Below are 19,590 nucleotides of genomic sequence, written 5' to 3'. Positions count from 1 at the left end.
GATAGCGGTGGGTCAGGCACAGCTGTTCTAACTGACAGTCCGCCATCGCAGGCAAGCCAGCTCCCACCTTTGGATCTCCAGCTATTTTGATGTTTTTACAAACCCTGGCTTGAGCCCAAACACCTCGACACCTTCGGCGGTTGACTGTCCTGTGGTGACTTTCACCCGCTCAACCGGCTTATCCATCGCGGCCCGATATTCCACGCTCATGTCCGGCTGGATCGCCTGGCTCGGCACCACAATCGCCTGCGCATTGTTGTAGGTGACGATGGTCAACCGCGCACTCATCCCCAGCCGCACCCGCTGCAATTGCTGCGCAGTGAGCGTGGGGATCGACAAGGTGACCGGAAACTGCGCGCTGCCCTGGCTATCGCTGGCAATCGCCAGGCCGCTGACCACGCTGACGGAGCCGGTCAGGCGCTCGCCGTCAAAGCCATCACCCATCACTTCCACGGCCTGGCCCTGATGCAACTGGTTGATGTCCAGTTCCGACACCTTGGCGACAATTTTCAGCCGTTCGATATTGGCCAGCCCGAACAGCACCTGCCCCTGGCTGACCTTGCTGCCGGCCTGCACCGGTGCGTTGTTATTGGCTCCCCCTGGCGAGGAGTTATTGCTGCCCGGCGCCGGCACGACGATGCCGGAGAAGGGCGCCTTGACCTCTTGGCCGTCGAGCAGCTTGTGCAGGGCGTCGTATTTCACCGTGGCGTTGGTCAGCTCCATCTCGGCGATTTGTCGGTATTCGCCTTTGCCCTGATCTTGCGCCTGCTGCAGCTCGCTGCGGGCCGAGGCCAGGTCCAGTTGTTGCTGTTGGGTCTGCTGCTTGAGATCGTCCAGCTCGTTGCGCGGGATGATGCCGCGCTTGAACAGGTTTTCACTCTCGGTGAGTTTGCGCTGGGTGTTGCCGGCGGTCATTTCTGCGGTGCGCAGGCTGCGGCGTGCGCGGCTGACGGCGGGGCTGCTGTCCCAGTCTTGCATCTCTTGCACGGTGCGTCGGGCCTTGAGCTGGGCGGAAAGCGCGTCGCGCAGTTGCACTTCGAGGGTGGAGGGGTCCATGCGCAACAGTACCTGGCCGGCCTCGACGCGTTGGCCTTGTTCAACCAGGTTGACCAGCACATTGCCGTCGAACGGCGCGGTGAGGGTGATGGTGGTGTCGGGTTCGATCTTGCCCACCAGGCCTATCTGGTGCACCAACGGGTCGGGCTTGACTGCCAGCCATTGCTCGGTTGCGGCCGGCTGATCGGTAGCCGGGCTGCGCAGGGCAATGCCTGCGCCCGCCAACAGCACGACGATCACGGCACCCAGCAGGTATTTTTTATTAGTAGTCATTGAGGGCGATTTCCCAACTTTCCAGCGTCATGCCCAGGGTCAAATCGAGCTGGGTCTGGGCGTTCAGATAAGCGATCAGTGCATTGAGCCGCGCGTTTTCGGCGTTGCGCAGGTCAGTTTCGTAACTCAACACCTGGAAGTTGGTGGAGCGCCCGGCACTGAGTTTTTCCCGCTCGATTTCGATCTTGCGCCGCGACAGCTCGACGGCGCGCTGGGAAATTTCATATTGGCGCCAACGCGTGCCCAGGTCGCGCACCACATCGTTGACACTGCGTTCCAGTTCCTGGCGCGCATCGGTGATACGGATCTCCTGGTCTTCTACATTGACCCGCGCGCGCACCTCGGCCTGGCGGGTGCTGATGTCGCCGATGGGAATCTGCACCTGCACCCCGGCGTAGCTGTTCCAGGTGCGGTTATTGTTGTTGCCGCTGTCATTGTTGCTGTAGGCATCGCGCAGCTGGTTGGCGCCCGCCACCAGGTCCACCTGCCAGCGCCCGGAGTCTTTGGCGATCACCAGGTTGAGGTCGGCCTGTTGGCTGCCGAGCAGGGCGGCGAGGTACTCCGGCTGCTGGGTCTGCGCCAGGCTGAAGGCCTGGCGTTTGTCGATGTTCATCGGCTTGGCTTCCAGGGCTTCGCTGGCGCGGATCGGCGTCGACAGGTCCAGCGCCAGCAGGCGCAGCAGGGCCAGGCGGCTGGTGTCGAGTTGGTTCTGGGCCTCTTCCACGCCCAATTGCTGGGTGGCGATATCGGCTTCGGTCTGCACGATTTCGAACTCAGCCATGCGCCCCGCGCTGATCAGCGCCTTGTTCACGTCCAGCAAGGTGTTGGAGCGTTTGAGTGCGTCCTGGACGATGCTCAACTGCTCTTGGGCGCGCAGCAGTTCGCGGTAGGTGGCGATGATCTGGCTGATGGTCTGCGCCACGGTGGCCTTGAGGTTCAGGCGGTTGGCCTGCTCCGACAGGCGCGACAGGCGCAGCGGCGCGGTGGTCGCGTCCCAGCCGCCGCCGCGCATCAGCGGTTGGATCAGCGTGAGGTCGAGGCCGTCGCTGCGGTAGCGGCCGGCGCGGTCGGCGTTGTTCAGTTGTTGGGTCCAGGCCATGCTCAACTGGGTGCCGTACTCACTGAGCAAGGTCGCTCTCGGTGCCAGGTTGGCATTGCGAGCGTTGTCGGCCGAGCCGCGACTTTGGCGGTAGTAACTGTTGAGGGAGAGCTTGGGGTTGAAGGTGTCTTCGGCCACCCGCAGGTCGAACTTTTGCGCCACGCGTTGCAGGTACGCGCTGCGGATCGCCGGGTTTTTGCGCAGGCCCAGGTACACCGCATCACCCAGGGTCAGCGTCGTGACCTGGTTATTGAGCGACACACTGCGGTCATAGCCACTGCGGGTGGTGCTCGGCGCCGATGGGTTGATCACCACATCGGCGGCCATGGCTGGCAGGCTTGCCAGGGCGAGTAACCACAGCCATTTATTCATCGCGCAGGGCCTCCACCGGCTGCAGCCGCGAGGCCGAGACCGCCGGGTAGATGCCAAAGAACAAGCCTACCAGCAAGGTGCTGCCCACGCCCAGTGGCAGGGCGGCAGCGGCCAGGGCAAATTCCCAGCCCGACAGCCAGGCATAGAGCCAGGCCGCCGTCATGCCCAGCACCGCACCGCACAGCGCACCCACCGCCGTCAGCGTGACCGCTTCGAGCAAAAACAGATTGCGGATGTCACGCTGGCGCGCGCCCAGGGCCATGCGGATCCCGATTTCGCGGCGGCGCTCCGAGACATTCATCAGCATCACGTTCATCACGCCGACACCGCCACCGACCAGGGAGATCGCGCCCAGCGCCAGCAGCAAGTAGGCGAACGTGCGGCTTTGCCGGGTCATGCCGTCGATCATCTGCTGGGGCACCTGAATGTCGACATCGTGGTCGGTGAGCTGGCTTTTCAGGGCAACTGCGGCCTCACGGGCGATGCGCTCCATGTCCTGGCCGGGTGCGGCGCGGATGATCACATTGCCGATCTGCGGCGTCGGGTAGATGCGCCGCATGCCTTCGGCGGGGATAAACAGCGATTCGTTGGCCTGCACCGGCATCAGCATCGCCCGGGGTTGGTTGTGCAATATGCCCACCACCAGGAACAGGTAATCGTTGATACGCACACGGTCGCCCAGCTTCAGCGGGTTGCCCGGCGTGCCCAAGGCCTGGGCGACTTGATCGCCGATCACGCCGTAGGTTTCGTTGGCGTCGAAGGCGGACAGAAAGCGCCCCTCGCGCAGGGCCAGGCGCATGGCGTCCTTGATATCCGCGGTGCTGCCGACGAAGTTGGCGTTGGCCGTGCGGCCTTGGAACACCAGCGGCCCGCTGAACAGGCTGAGCGCGCCGATATGGGCAATGCCTGGCACCGCCTGGCGCACCGCGTCCAGGTCGAGGCTGGCGCGCATCGGTGCATTGCTGTTGCCTTTGGGCGGGAACTGGGCGATCAGGGTGTCGGTGCCCATGTCCTTGAAAATCATCGCCGCGTCCACCGCCGCGTTATGGCCGATATTGATCAGGGCCACCACCGATGAGCTGCCGATCACGATGCCCAGCAACGCCAGGATCGAACGTTTGCCCAGGGTGCGCAGGCTCACAAAGGCTTCATGCAGCAGTTGGCTCAGGCTCTGTTCGACCCGCTGGCTCATAGGCGCCCAGCCTCATGCACCAGGCCATTGCGCACGAGGATCTTGCGCTCCAGGCGCTCGGCGATGTGTGCATCGTGGGTGACGATAATCAGCGTCACCTGCTGCTCGCGGTTCAGGGCCAGGAGCAGGTCCATGATCTCCTGGGCCGTGGTGCTGTCGAGGTTGCCGGTGGGTTCGTCGGCGAGGATCACCGACGGCTTGCCGACCAGCGCGCGGGCGATCGCTACGCGTTGGCGCTGGCCACCGGAAAGATCGGCCGGGCGGTGGTGGGCGCGCTCGGCCAGGCCGACTTGCGCGAGCATGCGCAGCGCCTGTTCCACCGACTCATGGCGCGACACGCCACGGTAACTGAGGGGCAGGGCGACGTTGTCCAGGGCACTGAGGCGGGGCAGCAGGTTGAAACTCTGGAACACAAAGCCGATCTGCTGGTTGCGGATCGCCGCCAGCTCATCCGGCGTGGCGCTGAAGATATCGTGGCCGGCAAAGTGGTACTGGCCGCCGTCGGGCAAGTCCAGCAGGCCAAGAATATTGAGCAGGGTACTTTTGCCGGAGCCTGAGGCGCCGAGAATGCCGCAGCTGTCGCCGGGGGCGATGGACAGGCACACGTCATTGAGAATCGACAGGTGTTGCCCGGCGAGCTGATAGCTCTTGCCGATGCCTTGCAGGGAGATCAAGCCTGGGTGCGCGGGGGTATCTGTCATCATGACTACGCCTGCAGTCTCGACGCTATCGCCACGCCCCCGGCAAAGCCTTGTAACAAGTTCGGGAACTGCCTGATACGCGCCACGGACTGGTTTTATTTCTTGTTTTTAAAATATTGTTTGAATAGTAACCGCGATCAACGCGCTTCGCCAGCCATGGATGTAGAGCGGTTTCACCTCTTGTGACGATTTGCCGGTCGTTCGGCTGCGGCGCCTGAAAATCCCTTCGGCTACCCTCGACAGGCCTGTTTATACAGGCCTTTCGTAGCATGGCGCAGTGTCACTACTTGCTTTCGAAGGGCTGCCCCGGTATAAAAAATCAAATTATTTTTTAAAACAATATTTCCCACGTGGAACCTTTCATGGTCGCGAAGAAACTCAGCGCTCCAAACGTTACCAAGACTCGACTGCTGGATGCGACAGAGGCTCTTTTCATCAAATACGGCTATGACGCCGTGTTGCTCCGGCAGATTACCGAGCGCGCCCAGGTGAACCTGGCCGCCGTGAACTACCACTTCGGGGACAAGGACTCCCTGATGAAAACCCTGCTGATGCAACGCCTGGAGCCGCTCAACGAGCAGCGCCTGGAGCTGCTCGCGCGCTGCGAAGCCGAGGCCGATGGCCCGCTCGACTGCGACACCTTGCTCGGCGTGCTGTTCGCCCCGGCCATGGGCCTGGAGCGCAGTGATCCGGCCAGCGGGGAAGGGCGATCATTTATCCGTTTCCTGGGCCGGGTGTACAGCGACACCTCGCCGTTTATCCAGGAATACCTCAAGGTGCATTACCAGCCGGTGTTCCAGCGCTTCTTCGAAGCCTTCGCCCTGGCCCTGCCGGATCTGCCGCGCAATGAGCTGGGCGTGCGTCTGCAATTCGCCCTCAAGGCGATTTCCGGGGTAATGGCCGGCACTGAACTGCGCCTGCTGATGAACTCCATGAGCCTGGGCCGCCCGGCCACGGATGCCGAGGTCATGGCCAAGCTGATCACCCTGGTCTCGGCCGCAATTCGCGTACCGCAGCAAAGCCCCGAAGCGGAAACCGCACTGGCCAAAGTGCTCGACACCCAGCGCGCCATTCGTGAACAAGCCGCACCGCCTGCCACCAAAGCCGCGCGTTAAAAGTCCAAATCCAAGACAAAAAAAACCCGCTGGGGCGGCGGGTTTTGATGTGCAGCGTTTGTAACGGATGAGGCTTCACCCTACGGCTGCGGATGTGAATAAATCGTGAAAAAAATGTAAGAAAATGGCTGGGGTAGACAGATTTACGCTGGTCGCGTGGTCTGTCGGATTTTACCTACGCGCCAGCCACTCGTCGCCACTGTCAGTTCTGACAGTAGATTTGCCGATTGCTCCAAGCGCCTTATTTACCTTGCTCGTCGCGCTATTCCTGCGCGGCCTTAATCCAGCAAGGTGATAACTATGGCGACCTATGAAGAAGACCTCCTCCCCCCTTTTCTTAATAGTTTCACCGTCGATCTGACAGATACGAACAAGGCTAAGTACCCTGAAAAGTCCAAGATTGGAGCAGGCCGGCGCGCATTATATCCCTACGGGTTATTCTTAGTTCCCTATTGGCCCGGCCTGGTGGCTAGCAATTATCTCGGCCTGCGCGTGGGTAATTTGGGGGAGGCGATTGCGTCAACTGAGTTCACGCTTGAGGATATCGAAAAAATCGATAAAGATGGTCTTCCCCATCACATTTTTGAAGTTCCAGCCAATAAGCTGGCAGAGGGCGACGCCGTCCCGTACTTCTGTCGGGTGGTGCGCAGTAGTGGGAATGAAAGTCGCTCACCGATTCAAACGATGCTCATCAAGTTGACAATTCCGGGGGGGTATGATCGCAGGCCTTGGGAGCCCTGGCACAGTGGTTTTATTATGTGGATCGAAGATTTCGCCCCGGGTTCGATCATTAATGCGGAGGTTGCCGCCGGTGGCCTGACGTGCCTGATTCAACCGTATTTGAATATTCGTTCGAACGACATAATCACAGTTTCCGTTGATGGGAGGCCGGTGACCCACATTGTGAGTCCCGCAGAGGCAAAAAGTACTCAGCCGATCAGGATCCCTATCGAGGAGGCAGATCTGCTCAAGATGTCGAAGAAGGGTACAGTGGGGTTCGCATTCACAGTTGAAGATGTGGTGCAAAACAAACCTGAAGGAAAATATACGTATTCCATGCCCTTGGAATATATCAGTGAACTTGATACCAGTCTTGTGGATGCTCCGATATTTTTGGTAGCCGGTGAGGTTGCCTTACAACTTGATCTGGACGAACACAGTCAGTCTGCTCTCAGCGTAGAAGTCTCATTAGTGATAAAAAATGTAGTACTTAAGTCACCGAATGAGGTCCATGTGGCGCTGGAAACGAGGGATAAACTTGGTAACGTGGAAACGGTATTTTTGCCGATAATTAAGGCTACGGGGCGCAGGACTATAGAAGTCCCTATTCCCAACAGTATTGTCGCCAAGTTGGCGGGAGGGCAGTTCCGGGTGTCGTGCAAGTACAAAACGCCTGCGGGGGTGGAACTCGGTACATCCGGTAGTATTTTGATCAGGGCGGTGGGCACGCCGACAATAATGCCGCCGGTTAAGCTACTTCCTCCGTGTCGGGGAAGGGTTATTCCTCGCGATACAACTGCGTCTGTAGAAATGCCTTACTACTCGCCTCACGACGAGCAGAATGTGGAAATTATTTATGCCAGTGATGCATCAACGGGCGGCTCGCAACTTGTTCCCTTCATAGAGATAGCTGGCCCACAGGGGGATATACGACAGCTTGCCAAGGCGAAATTGCAAGTTTTTGATAAAAAAGGGCCTTTTAAGCTTTATTACCAAACCGACGACGGTAAAAGTCGCCCGGGCTCTATTCGCAGGTCAGAGCCATTGAGTGTCGAGATTGGAGACGTTATTGCAGAGTTGCAAAAAATGCATGTTCCAGATGCGTTGGATGGTAACGTGGACCTTGCTAACGTATCGGGTACCTACATTGAGGCATTCATTACCTACACCGGCACGGTCGAGAAGCAAAAGGTGAATTATACTTTTGTTGGAGAAGCGTCATCGTCACAAAACTTTATCACGGGCACCATTTCTATCAGCGCGGCGCTAGCCGGTGTCAACCTCACGCAACTGGTCATACGTATACCCCTGGATTTTCTAAAGGCAAATAATAATAGTAGTTTCAAAGTCTACTATAACGTGGAAACCCCGGGCTCACCGTCTACGTTCCTGTATTCGGAACAACATGAGATCAGCGTTGGTCCGCCAGTAGTACTCCAACCACTTCAAATTCTTGAGGCTGATAAGGTCAATGGAACGCTCAAACCGAGCAAGGTCACTCAGGGAGCGACCCTGCGTATCGGTCATTCGCCGGTAATAGGCGGTGTGGTTTCCTGGCAATGGTTTGGCAAGTATGATGTCAGTCAAATTGAGGGAAAAGCATCTGTAGACCCTAAGACTGGTTTCGTCGATGTGGATATTCCGTACGATGTGATCGCAAAAGGTCTACGTCCTGATAGCAACAATATTACCGTGACAGCTGTTTTGAATAAGGGGAAAAGGAGTTATCCGTTTGAGACGTTGAATATTCTGCTGCTGCCTCTCAAGGTTCTGCCTACCCCTTATATCGATGGGTTTGAACACTCGACAGTGCTGCCGATTGACCAAGTAGCCGAAGGGGCTCGCATCAATGTGCCTGTGTGGGACTTCATGCTGGCAGGTGAGATAACATGGTGCAAGGGCACGGGTACCTTGGAGGATGGTGGGGTGTATGAAAAGGAGATCGCTACTACCAAAAAGGTTACCGAGAGCGAACTTCAAAAAGGCGTTTCCATGCGGGTCCCGGAGGGCTTGGATACCCTCAAAGAGGGGAGTCTTTTTACCATCAGTTTTTTTGTGAGCTTTCCAAAAATCCCCAGCTTGCAAACGGCAACACCGTTTCCAGTGACAAACTATATTATTCAGAAACTGCCCATGGAGTTGCCTTATCCAACCCTTAACGGTGTTTCAAGCACCGCGCAGGAGATTACGGTAGATCCGTTGTCGCTTGAAAAGAGCACCAGCGTTACGGTTAAGATTCCGAATGGAACCGTGAAGGACAGCGTTACGCTGGATTGGATTTTCCAGGACGGCACTAAGTATTCAAAGACCCTTCCAGGCACTGCGGGTGGTACGCTGGTATTTGATCTGACGCCGGCTCAAGTGGTGCACAATAGTGTAAACAGTGTGATTCAGTTGCAGTGTTTTCTTGTGAGGGGTGGGGAAACAATACCGTCGAAAGTGCAGACAGTATCGGTTACTACGATTGCGCCCGCTAACCTTCCGAAGGCAACGATCAATAATCAAGCTGCTGGTACCACCATCGATTTGAATACCTTTGCCGGCAATACACGAACGGACATGGTCACGTTCCCACTGTGTAAAGCAGGGCAAACACTATGGATTGACCTTATTGGTGGTGGCAGGTCGGTGGAAATAGTGCCCGCTCATACCATCACTGTGGATGAAGTAAAAAATGGTTTTGTCAATATGCCCGTATTGCGTGGCACGCTGACGGCACTGCCTAATGGTACGACGTTTCAATTGGAGGTGAGGGTTGCCTTCAATGGCGGTGTGGACAAAGCCCGAGCGTTGGTGTTCCCGTTGGCGCAGTATGTCAAGTCTGATTCATTTGCCGCCCTGACCACTAGTTTTATGTACGGAGTAGGGCCTTGGGCGTTAGGTAATAACGCAGATCGAGCCAGTATTGAAGCATCAGGCTTGAACATACGTACGCATGCAGATCGATCGAATTATGCCGGTGTAGTAGTAACGACTAATTCAAATTTTTATATAGGCCATAGATATCGGGTTTCATTCTACATCTTTAATTATTCCCCATCGGGCGGGATCAATGTGGATCCCTCACTCGCGATATTCGTAGGCGGTGTACAGATGTCGGGTACGATCGTGCCGCCCAAAAATACCTGGTACATGTTTACCGCAGACTTTGGCGTTTCGACGAACGGAACAAAGGCGGTTGTCCTTCACAATTACCAGAATAGCGGCTGGGGTAACGATTTTTTCGTTCACTCGGCCTACATTTCTCGCCTGACATGATCTTTCCTCGCTGAACAATCGGGACAGCTCTACCTAACCGTAGGCTGTCCCTTTTTGCACCACTCAAATCCTCCAATGACTTGCCGTCTTCGCCAGCAACTGCCGCATCGCCTCCACATTGCCGACCAGTTGCAACGTCAACAACCGATACCCATCCAATGCACTTTGCACCGGTGCATCCAACCCAGCTTCATCCGCTGCGTGCACCGCAGGCCGCTCCAGGCGCTCGGTAAACCCGGATTTCAGTGCGCGCGCCATCCCCACCAATTGCACGCGAATCTGCCGGTGCTCGGCCTTTAACATCACTTGCATCCGCGCCATTGCCTGCTCATCACGCGGGTCCGGCCGGGTGTTGCCAAGAATCTCCAGGGTACTGATGCACATGCGCAGGTGCCGTTGAATCATATCCAACTCGGTCATCGAGATACGCACTTCCTTGGACACCGAAGGCATCAGCGAGCGCAGTTGCAGTATGGCGGCATTCAGGCGGTTGAGCAGCTTGAAGTGTTCATCGTCAGTGACTGACTGGCCGTTGATGATGCGGCTGTAAATCGCCGCACAGTCGCGCAGTGCGCTGGCCATGTTGTAGCGCCACGAATACACCGCGTACAGCGGCAGGGCAAAGGAAAACGCCAGTGCCAACACGATGCCGATAAGGATATCGACGGTGCGCCACAAGCCATCCGAGATCGGGTTGTCGCCGTGGCCGGCGACGATAAACACCGTGATCGCCGACAGCAGCGCGATGTAACCGCCTTTGCCGATGGCGTGATAGGAAAAGAACCCGCACACCACCGACATCAGCAGATAGGTCAGCAGCGGTATGCCGAAATAGGCCTGTTGCACCACCAGCAGCAGGCCGACGCTGGCACCGATCAGGGTGCCGTAGGCGCGCTCCACGGCTTTTTTGCCGATATTGCCGTGGTGCTGCAAGCCGCCGATCACGATCAGCATGGTCACCGAGGCCCACTCGCCGTGGGGCAGGTTGATGCCGGTGGTGAGCAGGATGGTCGCCAGCAGGCCGATGGACACGCGCACGGCGTGGATCAGCTTGGCGTGGCGGTAGCGGCGGTAGGGGTCGAGCAAAGGGCGCAGCAGGCGCCGGGCGAAGAAGGGCAGGTTCATCGGTATTAAAGTGGCCTCATTATGCAGGGTGGACCGGATCGCGTGTGGGAGCCGGGCTTGCCCGCGATGCAGGCACTTCGGTCTTTCAGTCAGACCGCAGTGATGCTATCGCAGGCAAGCCAGCTCCCACTCTGACCTGTTTATACAGGGAGCGGCGCTGTCTTCAGAAAATGTAATCCGTGGTCAAGAAACTCGAATCTCGATTACGCAAGATATCGCTGACCAACGCCTTGTTGCTCTCCTGGAACTTGGTCGCCACCAACGTGCGGATCGAGAACACGCGCAGCGCGTCATGCACCGACAGCGTGCCCTCGGCCGAGTTCTTGCGCCCGTTGAACGGGAAGGTGTCCGGCCCGCGCTGGCACTGGGCGTTGATGTTGATACGCCCGACCTGGTTGGCAAAGGTGTCCACCAGCCGCCCGACTTCCACGGCGTTGGTGCCGAAGATGCTCAACTGTTGGCCGAAGTCCGAGTCCAGTACGTATTCGATCACGGTATCCAGGTCACGGTACGGCACGATCGGTACAACCGGGCCGAACTGTTCCTCGTTGTAAACGCGCATTTGCGGGTTCACCGGGTACAAAACGGCGGGGTAGAAGAACGAACCGCGACTTTCGCCGCCATTGGGGTTCACCACCTTGGCGCCGTGCTGCGCGGCGTCGGCCACCAACGCGTTGAGGTAATCGACCTTGCCGACTTCCGGCAACGGCGTCAGCGATACGCCGTCTTCCCAGGGCATACCGGGTTTGAGCGTCGCCAGTTTGCTGTTGAATTTCTGGATGAAGCTGTCGACTACCGCTTCGTGCACAAACAGGATCTTCAGCGCAGTGCAGCGTTGGCCGTTGAACGACAGGGAGCCAGTGACCGCTTCGCTCACGGCATTGTCCAGGTCGACCTCGGGCAGCACGATGCCGGGGTTTTTTGCGTCCAGGCCCAAGGCTGCGCGCAGGCGGTGTGGCTTTGGATGCAGTTTTTTCAGGTCGCTGGCGGCCTTGTTGGTGCCGATAAACGCAAAGATATCGATTTTGCCGCTGGCCATCAGCGCGCTGACGGTTTCGCGGCCGCTGCCGTAGATCACGTTGATCACGCCGGCCGGGAAGCTGTCGCGGAACGCCTCCAGCAGCGGGCGAATCAACAGCACGCCGAGCTTGGCCGGCTTGAACACCACAGTGTTGCCCATGATCAACGCGGGGATCAGCGTGGTGAAGGTCTCGTTGAGCGGGTAGTTGTAAGGGCCCATGCACAGCGCCACGCCCAGTGGCACGCGGCGGATCTGGCCGAGGGTGTCCTGTTCCAGCTCAAAGCGGCTGCTGCGGCGATCGAGTTCCTTGAGGGCGTTGATGGTGTCGGTGATGTAGTCGCAGGTACGGTCGAATTCTTTCTGTGAGTCCTTGAGGTTCTTGCCGATTTCCCACATCAGCAGCTTGACCACCGCGTCGCGCTGTTCGCGCATGCGTCGTAAAAAGGCTTCGACATGCTGGATACGTTCGGCCACGCGCATCGTCGGCCATTCACCCTGGCCGCGGTCATAGGCGCGCACGGCGGCGTCCAGGGCGGTGAGGGCGGTGTCGGCATCCAGCAGCGGCGTGCTGCCGATGTGTACGCGCTCATCGCCCAGTTGCACCGGGCTTTGCACCTTGGCCAGCGGGCCGTTCCACACCTGCAACTGGCCGTCGACCAGGTAATCACGCTGTTCGATGGGCGCGGCCAGGCGGAATTGCTCGGGAATTTCGCTGGCGGCGGTGGGAAACAGCTGGGCGAGCAGGTTACTGGTGGTCATGTCGCTACCCCTGGAATAGTTGCAAAACATGACTAGAGAGTCACCCATCCAAGGGCTGTGTGGCAAGCGCCAGACGCGTTACGAAGGCGCGCACGCACTCGTCGGCCGTCAGGCTGCCGATGCTCACCAACACCGTTAGTGGCAGGAACGCCACGCCGGTGCGCAGCGGCGAGAGGCCCAGAAATACAGGCTGAGTACAAACATCAGGCCATACAGCAGGCCGTGGCGCACGCCTGATTGATCAGCGCCAGGGATTCGCGTGCGGTGCGGGTCACGCCCAAAGGCTGGGCGCAGTTCAAGGCGCAATTGGGCCTGGAACCGCGTGATCTGGAAAACCTTGAGCAAAAGCCCGCGCTGGCCGGTTAAACTGCGCGGCTTTCAGAAGGAGTTCACATGAGTCACTACCAGCCGGGCATTCTTGCCGCACCGGTGCCGTTGCAGGCACGCCATCTGTTTTTTGCCGTTGATGCACTGGCAGCCGTACCCGCCGCGTTAGACGCGCTGGTGCAGTTGGCGGACGCGGGCGCAGTGGTCGGTGTTGGCGAGCCGCTGGTAACTTCGCTCGGCGCGCACATTGAAGGGCTGCGCGCATTCCCCGCCGTTACTGGCCCAGGCGCCCATAACCCGTCCACCCAGCAGGCGTTGTGGGTGTGGCTGCACGGTGTGGATCGCGGTGAACTGCTGCTGCGCAGCCGCGCATTTGAAAAGGCCCTGGCTCCGGCATTCCGGCTGGTGCAGATGACCGAAGGCTTCCGCTACAAAACCGGCTTCGATTTGACCGATTACGAAGACGGCACCGAAAACCCCCACGACGCCGCCGCCGTCGAAGCCGCCCTGACCGACAGCGGCGCCAGCTTTGCCGCGATCCAGCAATGGCAACACGACCTCGACGGTTTTGCCGCGTTGCCCGCCCAGGAGCGTGACCACATCATCGGCCGCCGCCATGGCGATAACGAAGAGCTGGACGACGCCCCCGAATCCGCTCACACCAAGCGTACCGCCCAGGAAAGTTTTACCCCGCAAGCCTTTGTGGTGCGCCGCTCGATGCCGTGGGCCGAGAACGGCCAGGCGGGGTTGATGTTCCTGGCGTTTGGGCATTCCTTCGATGCGTTCGAAGCGCAACTGCGGCGCATGAGCGGGTTGGAAGACGGGATTGTGGATGGGTTGTATCGGATCAGTACGCCGCTGACCGGTGGCTATTACTGGTGCCCACCGGTGAAGGATGGGCATTTGGACGTGAGCGCACTCGTCTGATCCCCCAGATCTGAAACAGTGTGGGGGGCTGTGGCGAGGGCGCTTGCTCCCGTTCGGCTGCGCAGCAGTCGCAGCTATCCTGGGGGCGCTTCGCACCCCAGCGGGAGCAAGCTCCCTCGGCACACAAGCCAGCTCCCACAGTTTGATTGTGTGGGGGCGTAGATCACGCCACCCACTGGCGCTTATCGTCACCATCCACCGACGGTTTCATCACCTGCACCGGCTCGGGTTCCAACCAGGTGGGCGCGACGAACCGATAACCCAGGCCCGCTGCGGTGGCGATGTAGAACGAGTCATTGTCGCCCAGCGCGCGGCGCAGGGTCTTGATCTGTGTGCGCAGGTTGCATTCCTCCACCACCAGCCTGGGCCAGGCGATGTCGAGCAATTGGTGTTTATGCAGCAATTCACCAGGCCGGGAGGCGAGGGCGATCAGCAAGGTCAGGGCGCGGTTGCCCAGGTTCACGGGTTGCCCATGCTTGAGCAGCAGATAACGGTGGGGCAGCAGTTGGAACGGGCCGAAGTGAATGCCGAAAGAGGCGTCATCGGTGAGGTGGCTGCGAGTCGAGTACGTCATGTCAGTTAACCTTTGTGCGTGGACATTGCAGCCCGACGCGGCTCCTTTTTACGCCGGGTTGCCAGGGAGAGTCAGGTGTTGATCGCCGGGATCGGGTCAGCCGGATAATCGCCATCCATCGTCGGGCCACCGGTGAGGCCGTATTGCTGCAGCACAGGTGTCAGTTGCCCGTAGAAGGCGTCTTGCGCCTTGCCATGGGCATCGGCCAGGGCGAACGGCAGGAACGCGCTGCCGATACCCCCGAGAATCGCCGTGGCGCCGCCAAGGATGCCGCTGATGGTGCCGGCCACTGCACCGATTTCGGTGGCGCCATACAAACCGGCACCGGCTTCCACCAGGCCGGCGACGGCCGCACCTGTGCCGAGCACACCGGTGGCCACCGAGAAACTGCCGGTGAGGTAGTCGCCTTTTTTCAAGGAGTCGACGCCGCCGATAATCCCGATCACGCCGCCGATAATGCCGCCGGCCGAACCAATGATCTTGCCCGCCGCGCCGATATTGGCGATCTGTTGCGCCGACAGCGGGCCTTTGCCCACCGGCACTTTGCCGGGGAAATCGCCAATGGTACCGCCGTCCGGGCGGTTGACCCAGGTGACGCCATAGCCGGCTTCCTTGGCGTATTTGGTCCCGCCTTCGAGCAGCAACCCGGCAAATTGCAGGCCCGCCGATACGCGGTTGGCATCCGCCACCGGGGTGGTGCTGCCGCTGGCCGAACGCGCCATCAGCACGCCGCTCATCAACACCGCGCTGCCAATGTGCAGCAGGCCTTGCTTGAACGCCGGGCTGACATCCCCGAATTTCATACCTTCGATAGCCTTGGGCAAGGCATCGGCAATCTTGTTGCCCTGACGGCCGATGTCCCATACCGACCGCAGCATCGACACCACCTGTGCCGGGTCGATCTTGCCGCCGTCGGAGGTGGTGAACATCGCGGGGTCTTTTTGCTGCGCGTCGTTGATCGCAGCGGTGACTTTGGCGTCGTCGAAGTTGCCGTTGGCATCGCCGAGCGTGACGTTCAACGTGTCGGTGGTCGCACCGCCGAGCAACGCATCGCCGAGGTTTTCGTTGAAGTTGACCTGCAAGGTCGCCGCGTCATCCGCCGTGGCCTTGTCACCCAGAAAGGCCTGGGCCGACGCGGTGCTGGCGGCGAAACTGCTGGCCGCTACGGTCGGGTCCAGGCCACCGGCTACCGCATCGGTGAAGGCTTTGCCGGTCACCAGCTGGTTCTTGTAGTAGCTGAGGATCGCGTCACTTTGCCCGGCGTTGGCCGCCACCTTGGTCAGGTCCACATGGCCGTTGCCCCCCAGTGCGAGGTTGGCGATCGTCGCGTCGTTGGCGGCGTTTTGCAGGCCCATGCCCATGTCGATCTGTTTGCCGTTCTGGTCCTTGGCATTGAGGTTGTCGTTGAGGTTTTTGCCCGACTCGATGCCACCTTCAACGTAGTTCTGCATCGCGACCTTCATGCTCGGGTCGGCGCTCACGATATCGCTGAGTGCGGGGCCGCGATTGTTCTGCAAAAAGCCTTGCACGTCCGGGTCCGCCGACAACGTCTCGATGCCGCTTTGCAGCTGCGCCTTGATCTTGTCTTCGTTGGGGTTCAGGCCCCAGTTGGGCGAGGTGTACTTGTCCATCAAGCCTGCGTTGCCGACGTAGTCGCTGACCAGCAGGCGCGTTTGTGCATCGGTCAGTTGCACCATCACGGCGGCTTTTTGTTCGCCGGTGTAGTTCTGCGGGTTGGCCAGGATATCGGCGGTGAGCTTGGAGGTGTCCACACCGGCGACGGCATCGCGGGTGGCGGCGCCGTCGAGGAAGGTCAGGGTGTCACTGTCGGTTTTCGGCGCCTGTTTCTCCAGCCACGCGCCGATGTTGTCGCGGGTGCCGATGTTGTCGGATTTGCCGGTGGCGGGGTTGTCACCGCCGGTTTCCAGGGCGTGGAACAGACCGGGGCGCGACCACATTGCTGCAGCGCCGGTCAGCTCGTTGCTCAAGGCCGAATCACTGCCCAGGGCTTGCAGGTTATCGGGGCGGATCATGCCGTCGTTGCTGCGCTGGTTATCACCTGGACGCATGGCAGTGCCGGAACTGGCGACCAGGCTTTCGTTGGCCATCACGATGGCGGCGGACTTGGCGTTGGCCTTGGCCAAGTCGCCTGGGTGGCTGCCCATAAAGCTGCCATAGGACTTCGCCGCCGCGCCGATATCGCTGTTGGTGTTGCTGATGAAATGGTCAACGTCGGAATGGGTAATCACATTGTCAGCTTTGCCGCGACCACCGCTGTCCAGCGCAGCCATCAGGTTCGGGCTGCTGGCCACGTACTTGAGCACGGCCTGAGCCTGGGGCGGCAAGGTGGTCGGCGGGTTGGCAAAGTCGATCGGCGCGCCGTGCAGGCCCCAGGCGTCCCAGTTCTGCGAGAGCAATTGTGCGGCGGCGCGCGGGCGGTTCAGGTCGAGTTCTTCTTTGGTCGGTGTCGTGCTGGTGTTGCCAGTGATGCTGTTCCAGTCCTTGGCGCCGGACACGCCGAACGACGAGTTGTCGACCCACGAAGTATCGCAGGCGCCTGCCGCTCCAGTAGTGCCGGCGTAAAGCTTGGCGACTTGGTCGTACAGGCCAGGGGTGATGTCCTGGGACACGATCACTTTGTCGCCGGACGCGGTCTGGTAGCGGATCAACCCTGGCCCGACTTCCTCGGGCGGGCCGATATGGGTGGCTGGGTCGATGCTCTCGTCGGCACCGGCCAGGCGATAGCCTTCGGCGCCGCTGGCATTGATCGCCGACAGCTTGGTGAAGTCGCCGCTGACCTGATCGAACAGCTGCGGCGTGTCTTTCTGGCTGACCACCACCTTGTCACCCGAGGCTGTCTCATAGCGGATCAGCCCGGGGCCGAGTTCAGTCGGGCTGCCGATGGCCGTGTAGTTGCCCAGCCCCGGTGCCACGGTGCTCGCATCGGCCTGGGTGTAGCCGGCCGCTTTACTGTCACTGAGGTTTTTTTCGAAGCTCGCATCGTTCTGTTGGGTGTTGTACTGGTTGACCAGTGTTTCGTAGAGACGCGGGTTGTCGCTCTGCTTGAGAGTGACTGGCTTGTCGCTGCCCAACGGTGTGTAGGTGATGCTGTTGTTCACCGGCGCCTGAACGTTTTGATAGGGCAGTGGGATCGACGGGCCACGGATCTTCGACGGGTCGAAGGTCGGCTGGTTGACGGCGGTGTACAACGCGGTTTCGAATTTTTTCTGCGAGCCGTCTGTGCCCGGTGTTTGCGCAGGGTCACGACTACTTGGGATCGCTGGCATACATGCTCACCTGGAAGTTGTTTCATATATCAGGGCCTGCACACTGACTATTTAGCTATTAGTGCATCTGTACTAATCAGGCGCAGGAAATTAGTTGCCCGCGAGCATTAAGGTCGCTCGCGCCGAGCTATGAAACGCGATGAGTAAGTCGCTTTTGTTACAAATGGAAATATCTGCGAAGTTGGGCAGAAGGCTATTAGCGAAAAATGTGAAGTCGATACAAAAAAGACGTCGACGTCGTGACGGACTGCGCGTTTTTACGCTGTAAACCTGCCGCCTATTGTTCAAGAGAATGTCGGGGTGTGCGTGCAACGCCGCGTAATAAGGGGCTTTGGCCTTGTTTGAATGTTTCGCTAAAAGTTCCGCGGGCGAACCGGCATGAGTTTTTTTCAACGCCGGGTTGAGCCAAACAATTCACACCCTGTAGCCGAAACGTTTCACAAGCTTTCACAGCGAAGGCGTTTTGATCGTGAGTAGTATGGCCCCCATGCAAACCAACGACGGTTCAAACGCTCACTGTCTGACGTATTGGGCATTTACCGGGTTTGCATACTTTCAGCTTGCTGTTGCGCAACTGAATAACTTCCCTATCGATGCAAGGAGATGAACATGGCTGATGTCCCACCAGTAAAAGCCGGCGGCGCCGACGACGCTATCGCGAAGATGGAAGCGACCTTCAACATGGCTATCGAGAAGTCGGCCAAGATCACCGAAATCAGCACCGCGAAAAAAGCTGAGCTCGACGCCACCAAACAGCGTCCGCAGAACTGATTTGCCAAACGGGCGGCGCTGGCGCTGCCCGTTTACCTGCTGATTCTTGACCCCGTTGCACATTTTCAAGGGGGCAAACCCACACATGACAGCCTTGATTTCTTTGGGGCCGGTGGCTGCGACTGGCGCACCGACCCTCACTGTGACCGCCGGTTTGCACCAGGGCAGTTCCCTGGTGCTTGATCAGCCTGTCTACACCATCGGCGCGGACCTCGCGGCCGACCTTGTGCTCAGCGACCCCGGTATCGCCGGCCTGCACCTGCGCCTGCGTTTTGAGGGCGGCCATGTGGCGGTCGAAGCCTTGGGCGGTGAGGTGCTGGTCGCCGGCACTGTGCGAATTCCCCGGGGCAATGGTCATCGCGCGCGACTGCCTTTGCAACTGCGCATCGGCACCGCCGGTGTGAGCCTGGCGCTGCCTGAAGAGGCAGAGCAACCCTCCCGCGCTCCGCGCAGATTAACGCCTTGGATTGTCGCGCTCGGCCTGCTGTTTATCTGTGCAGGGGCACTGGCCTTTCGCAGTGACCCGCCGTTGGCGCAGGTGGCGGCAGTGGTCGATGTGCCGGCGATTAAACAGCCGTCTCGCGAACAGGCCAAAGCCTGGCTGGAGCAACAGTTGCAAGCCGCCCGCCTGGATGCGGTGAGCGTCACCAACAGCAACGGCCAGCTCAGCGCCGAGGGCAGTTTCGAACAGTCACAAAAGCCTCAATGGCTGGCCCTGCAACAAGCCTTCGACCAGCGCTACGGCCAGCAGATCGTGCTCAACCCCCGCGTTGCCGCGCGTGCCGATGCCGCGAGCCCACGCGTGCGCTTCCAGGCCGTGTGGTTCGGCGCCCACCCCTACGTGATCAATGACAGCGGCAAGCGCCTGTACCCCGGCGCTGCGCTGGCGGACAACTGGGTGCTGGAACGCATCGAGAACAACCAAGTGATCCTCGCCCGTGGCGATGAGCGCTTTACCTTCACCTTATGAGTCGGTCTATGGGACGTATACACATGATCGTTCCCACGCTCTG

The 19,590-nt window shown here is 59.5% G+C and carries 14 protein-coding genes; 6 read left to right on the top strand and 8 right to left on the bottom strand.

The annotated features are described in order from the left end of the window. Positions 1-81: 81 nt before the first annotated feature. Genes HU759_RS18875 through HU759_RS18860 form a run of 4 tightly spaced genes read right to left on the bottom strand, consistent with a single transcriptional unit; the run spans position 82 to position 4,696 of the window. Positions 82-1,329, bottom strand: coding sequence for an HlyD family efflux transporter periplasmic adaptor subunit (locus HU759_RS18875; RefSeq protein WP_099550529.1), 1,248 nt, complete (start codon positions 1,327-1,329; stop codon positions 82-84). After that, positions 1,319-2,800 carry a TolC family protein gene (locus HU759_RS18870; RefSeq protein ID WP_138449192.1) on the bottom strand — a complete coding sequence of 494 codons (1,482 nt, stop codon included), beginning with the start codon at positions 2,798-2,800 and terminating at the stop codon, positions 1,319-1,321. Before HU759_RS18870 ends, HU759_RS18875 begins: the two co-directional genes overlap by 11 nt. Then, positions 2,793-3,992 (bottom strand): ABC transporter permease, encoded by a 1,200-nt coding sequence (locus tag HU759_RS18865; protein WP_186618293.1) that lies wholly within the window; start codon positions 3,990-3,992, stop codon positions 2,793-2,795. The genes HU759_RS18870 and HU759_RS18865 overlap by 8 nt, the downstream gene beginning before the upstream one ends. Beyond that, complete coding sequence (locus tag HU759_RS18860; RefSeq protein ID WP_186618292.1) at positions 3,989-4,696, bottom strand: ABC transporter ATP-binding protein; 708 nt, start codon at positions 4,694-4,696, stop codon at positions 3,989-3,991. The genes HU759_RS18865 and HU759_RS18860 overlap by 4 nt, the downstream gene beginning before the upstream one ends. Before the next feature lie 359 nt (positions 4,697-5,055). Between HU759_RS18860 and HU759_RS18855 the strand changes: the two genes are divergently transcribed. After that, positions 5,056-5,808: a TetR/AcrR family transcriptional regulator gene (locus HU759_RS18855; RefSeq protein WP_170040700.1), complete on the top strand. Its 753-nt coding sequence runs from the start codon at positions 5,056-5,058 to the stop codon at positions 5,806-5,808. Between the two features lie 300 nt (positions 5,809-6,108). Beyond that, positions 6,109-9,786, top strand: a complete 3,678-nt coding sequence (locus HU759_RS18850) for a hypothetical protein (RefSeq protein ID WP_186618291.1) — start codon at positions 6,109-6,111, stop codon at positions 9,784-9,786. Between the two features lie 63 nt (positions 9,787-9,849). Here the strand turns inward: HU759_RS18850 and HU759_RS18845 are convergent, their stop codons facing one another. Both HU759_RS18845 and HU759_RS18840 read right to left on the bottom strand, forming a co-directional pair. Then, a complete protein-coding gene (locus tag HU759_RS18845) occupies positions 9,850-10,911 on the bottom strand; it encodes an FUSC family protein (protein ID WP_177034493.1) in 1,062 nt (353 codons plus the stop codon). A 163-nt stretch (positions 10,912-11,074) separates the two neighbouring features. Further along, a complete protein-coding gene (locus HU759_RS18840; RefSeq protein ID WP_176991520.1) occupies positions 11,075-12,691 on the bottom strand; it encodes an NADP-dependent glyceraldehyde-3-phosphate dehydrogenase in 1,617 nt (538 codons plus the stop codon). A gap of 237 nt (positions 12,692-12,928) precedes the next feature. Between HU759_RS18840 and HU759_RS29985 the strand changes: the two genes are divergently transcribed. After that, positions 12,929-13,057 carry a hypothetical protein gene (locus HU759_RS29985; RefSeq protein ID WP_017137560.1) on the top strand — a complete coding sequence of 43 codons (129 nt, stop codon included), beginning with the start codon at positions 12,929-12,931 and terminating at the stop codon, positions 13,055-13,057. Between the two features lie 27 nt (positions 13,058-13,084). Beyond that, positions 13,085-13,945: a Dyp-type peroxidase gene (locus tag HU759_RS18835; protein ID WP_099550525.1), complete on the top strand. Its 861-nt coding sequence runs from the start codon at positions 13,085-13,087 to the stop codon at positions 13,943-13,945. Between the two features lie 163 nt (positions 13,946-14,108). Here the strand turns inward: HU759_RS18835 and HU759_RS18830 are convergent, their stop codons facing one another. Continuing rightward, complete coding sequence (locus HU759_RS18830; RefSeq protein ID WP_017137562.1) at positions 14,109-14,519, bottom strand: winged helix-turn-helix domain-containing protein; 411 nt, start codon at positions 14,517-14,519, stop codon at positions 14,109-14,111. Positions 14,520-14,590: 71 nt separating this feature from the next. After that, positions 14,591-17,806, bottom strand: a complete 3,216-nt coding sequence (locus tag HU759_RS18825) for a type III effector HrpK domain-containing protein (RefSeq protein WP_186618290.1) — start codon at positions 17,804-17,806, stop codon at positions 14,591-14,593. A 609-nt stretch (positions 17,807-18,415) separates the two neighbouring features. On the opposite strand from HU759_RS18825, the gene HU759_RS18820 reads away from it, so the two are divergent. Both HU759_RS18820 and HU759_RS18815 read left to right on the top strand, forming a co-directional pair. Beyond that, positions 18,416-18,577 carry a hypothetical protein gene (locus tag HU759_RS18820; protein ID WP_016969018.1) on the top strand — a complete coding sequence of 54 codons (162 nt, stop codon included), beginning with the start codon at positions 18,416-18,418 and terminating at the stop codon, positions 18,575-18,577. A gap of 85 nt (positions 18,578-18,662) precedes the next feature. Continuing rightward, positions 18,663-19,547: an FHA domain-containing protein gene (locus HU759_RS18815; protein ID WP_186618289.1), complete on the top strand. Its 885-nt coding sequence runs from the start codon at positions 18,663-18,665 to the stop codon at positions 19,545-19,547. Positions 19,548-19,590 lie beyond the last annotated feature (43 nt).

This window comes from Pseudomonas sp. OE 28.3 (assembly GCF_014268205.2).
In the GTDB taxonomy this organism is placed as follows: Bacteria; Pseudomonadota; Gammaproteobacteria; order Pseudomonadales; family Pseudomonadaceae; genus Aquipseudomonas; species Aquipseudomonas edaphica.
The sequence above is the reverse complement of the archived record's forward strand: the minus strand, read 5'-3'. Positions and strand labels throughout refer to the sequence as shown.

Bases quoted from the DNA above. Each gene is read 5' to 3' on its own strand.
- HU759_RS18815 (WP_186618289.1), top strand. From the start codon at position 18,663: ATGACAGCCTTGATTTCTTTGGGGCCGGTGGCTGCGACTGGCGCACCG.
- HU759_RS18840 (WP_176991520.1), bottom strand. From the start codon at position 12,691: ATGACCACCAGTAACCTGCTCGCCCAGCTGTTTCCCACCGCCGCCAGC.
- HU759_RS18830 (WP_017137562.1), bottom strand. From the start codon at position 14,519: ATGACGTACTCGACTCGCAGCCACCTCACCGATGACGCCTCTTTCGGC.
- HU759_RS18865 (WP_186618293.1), bottom strand. From the start codon at position 3,992: ATGAGCCAGCGGGTCGAACAGAGCCTGAGCCAACTGCTGCATGAAGCC.
- HU759_RS18860 (WP_186618292.1), bottom strand. From the start codon at position 4,696: ATGATGACAGATACCCCCGCGCACCCAGGCTTGATCTCCCTGCAAGGC.
- HU759_RS18835 (WP_099550525.1), top strand. From the start codon at position 13,085: ATGAGTCACTACCAGCCGGGCATTCTTGCCGCACCGGTGCCGTTGCAG.
- HU759_RS18870 (WP_138449192.1), bottom strand. From the start codon at position 2,800: ATGAATAAATGGCTGTGGTTACTCGCCCTGGCAAGCCTGCCAGCCATG.
- HU759_RS18845 (WP_177034493.1), bottom strand. From the start codon at position 10,911: ATGAACCTGCCCTTCTTCGCCCGGCGCCTGCTGCGCCCTTTGCTCGAC.
- HU759_RS18850 (WP_186618291.1), top strand. From the start codon at position 6,109: ATGGCGACCTATGAAGAAGACCTCCTCCCCCCTTTTCTTAATAGTTTC.
- HU759_RS18875 (WP_099550529.1), bottom strand. From the start codon at position 1,329: ATGACTACTAATAAAAAATACCTGCTGGGTGCCGTGATCGTCGTGCTG.
- HU759_RS18825 (WP_186618290.1), bottom strand. From the start codon at position 17,806: ATGCCAGCGATCCCAAGTAGTCGTGACCCTGCGCAAACACCGGGCACA.
- HU759_RS18820 (WP_016969018.1), top strand. From the start codon at position 18,416: ATGGCTGATGTCCCACCAGTAAAAGCCGGCGGCGCCGACGACGCTATC.
- HU759_RS18855 (WP_170040700.1), top strand. From the start codon at position 5,056: ATGGTCGCGAAGAAACTCAGCGCTCCAAACGTTACCAAGACTCGACTG.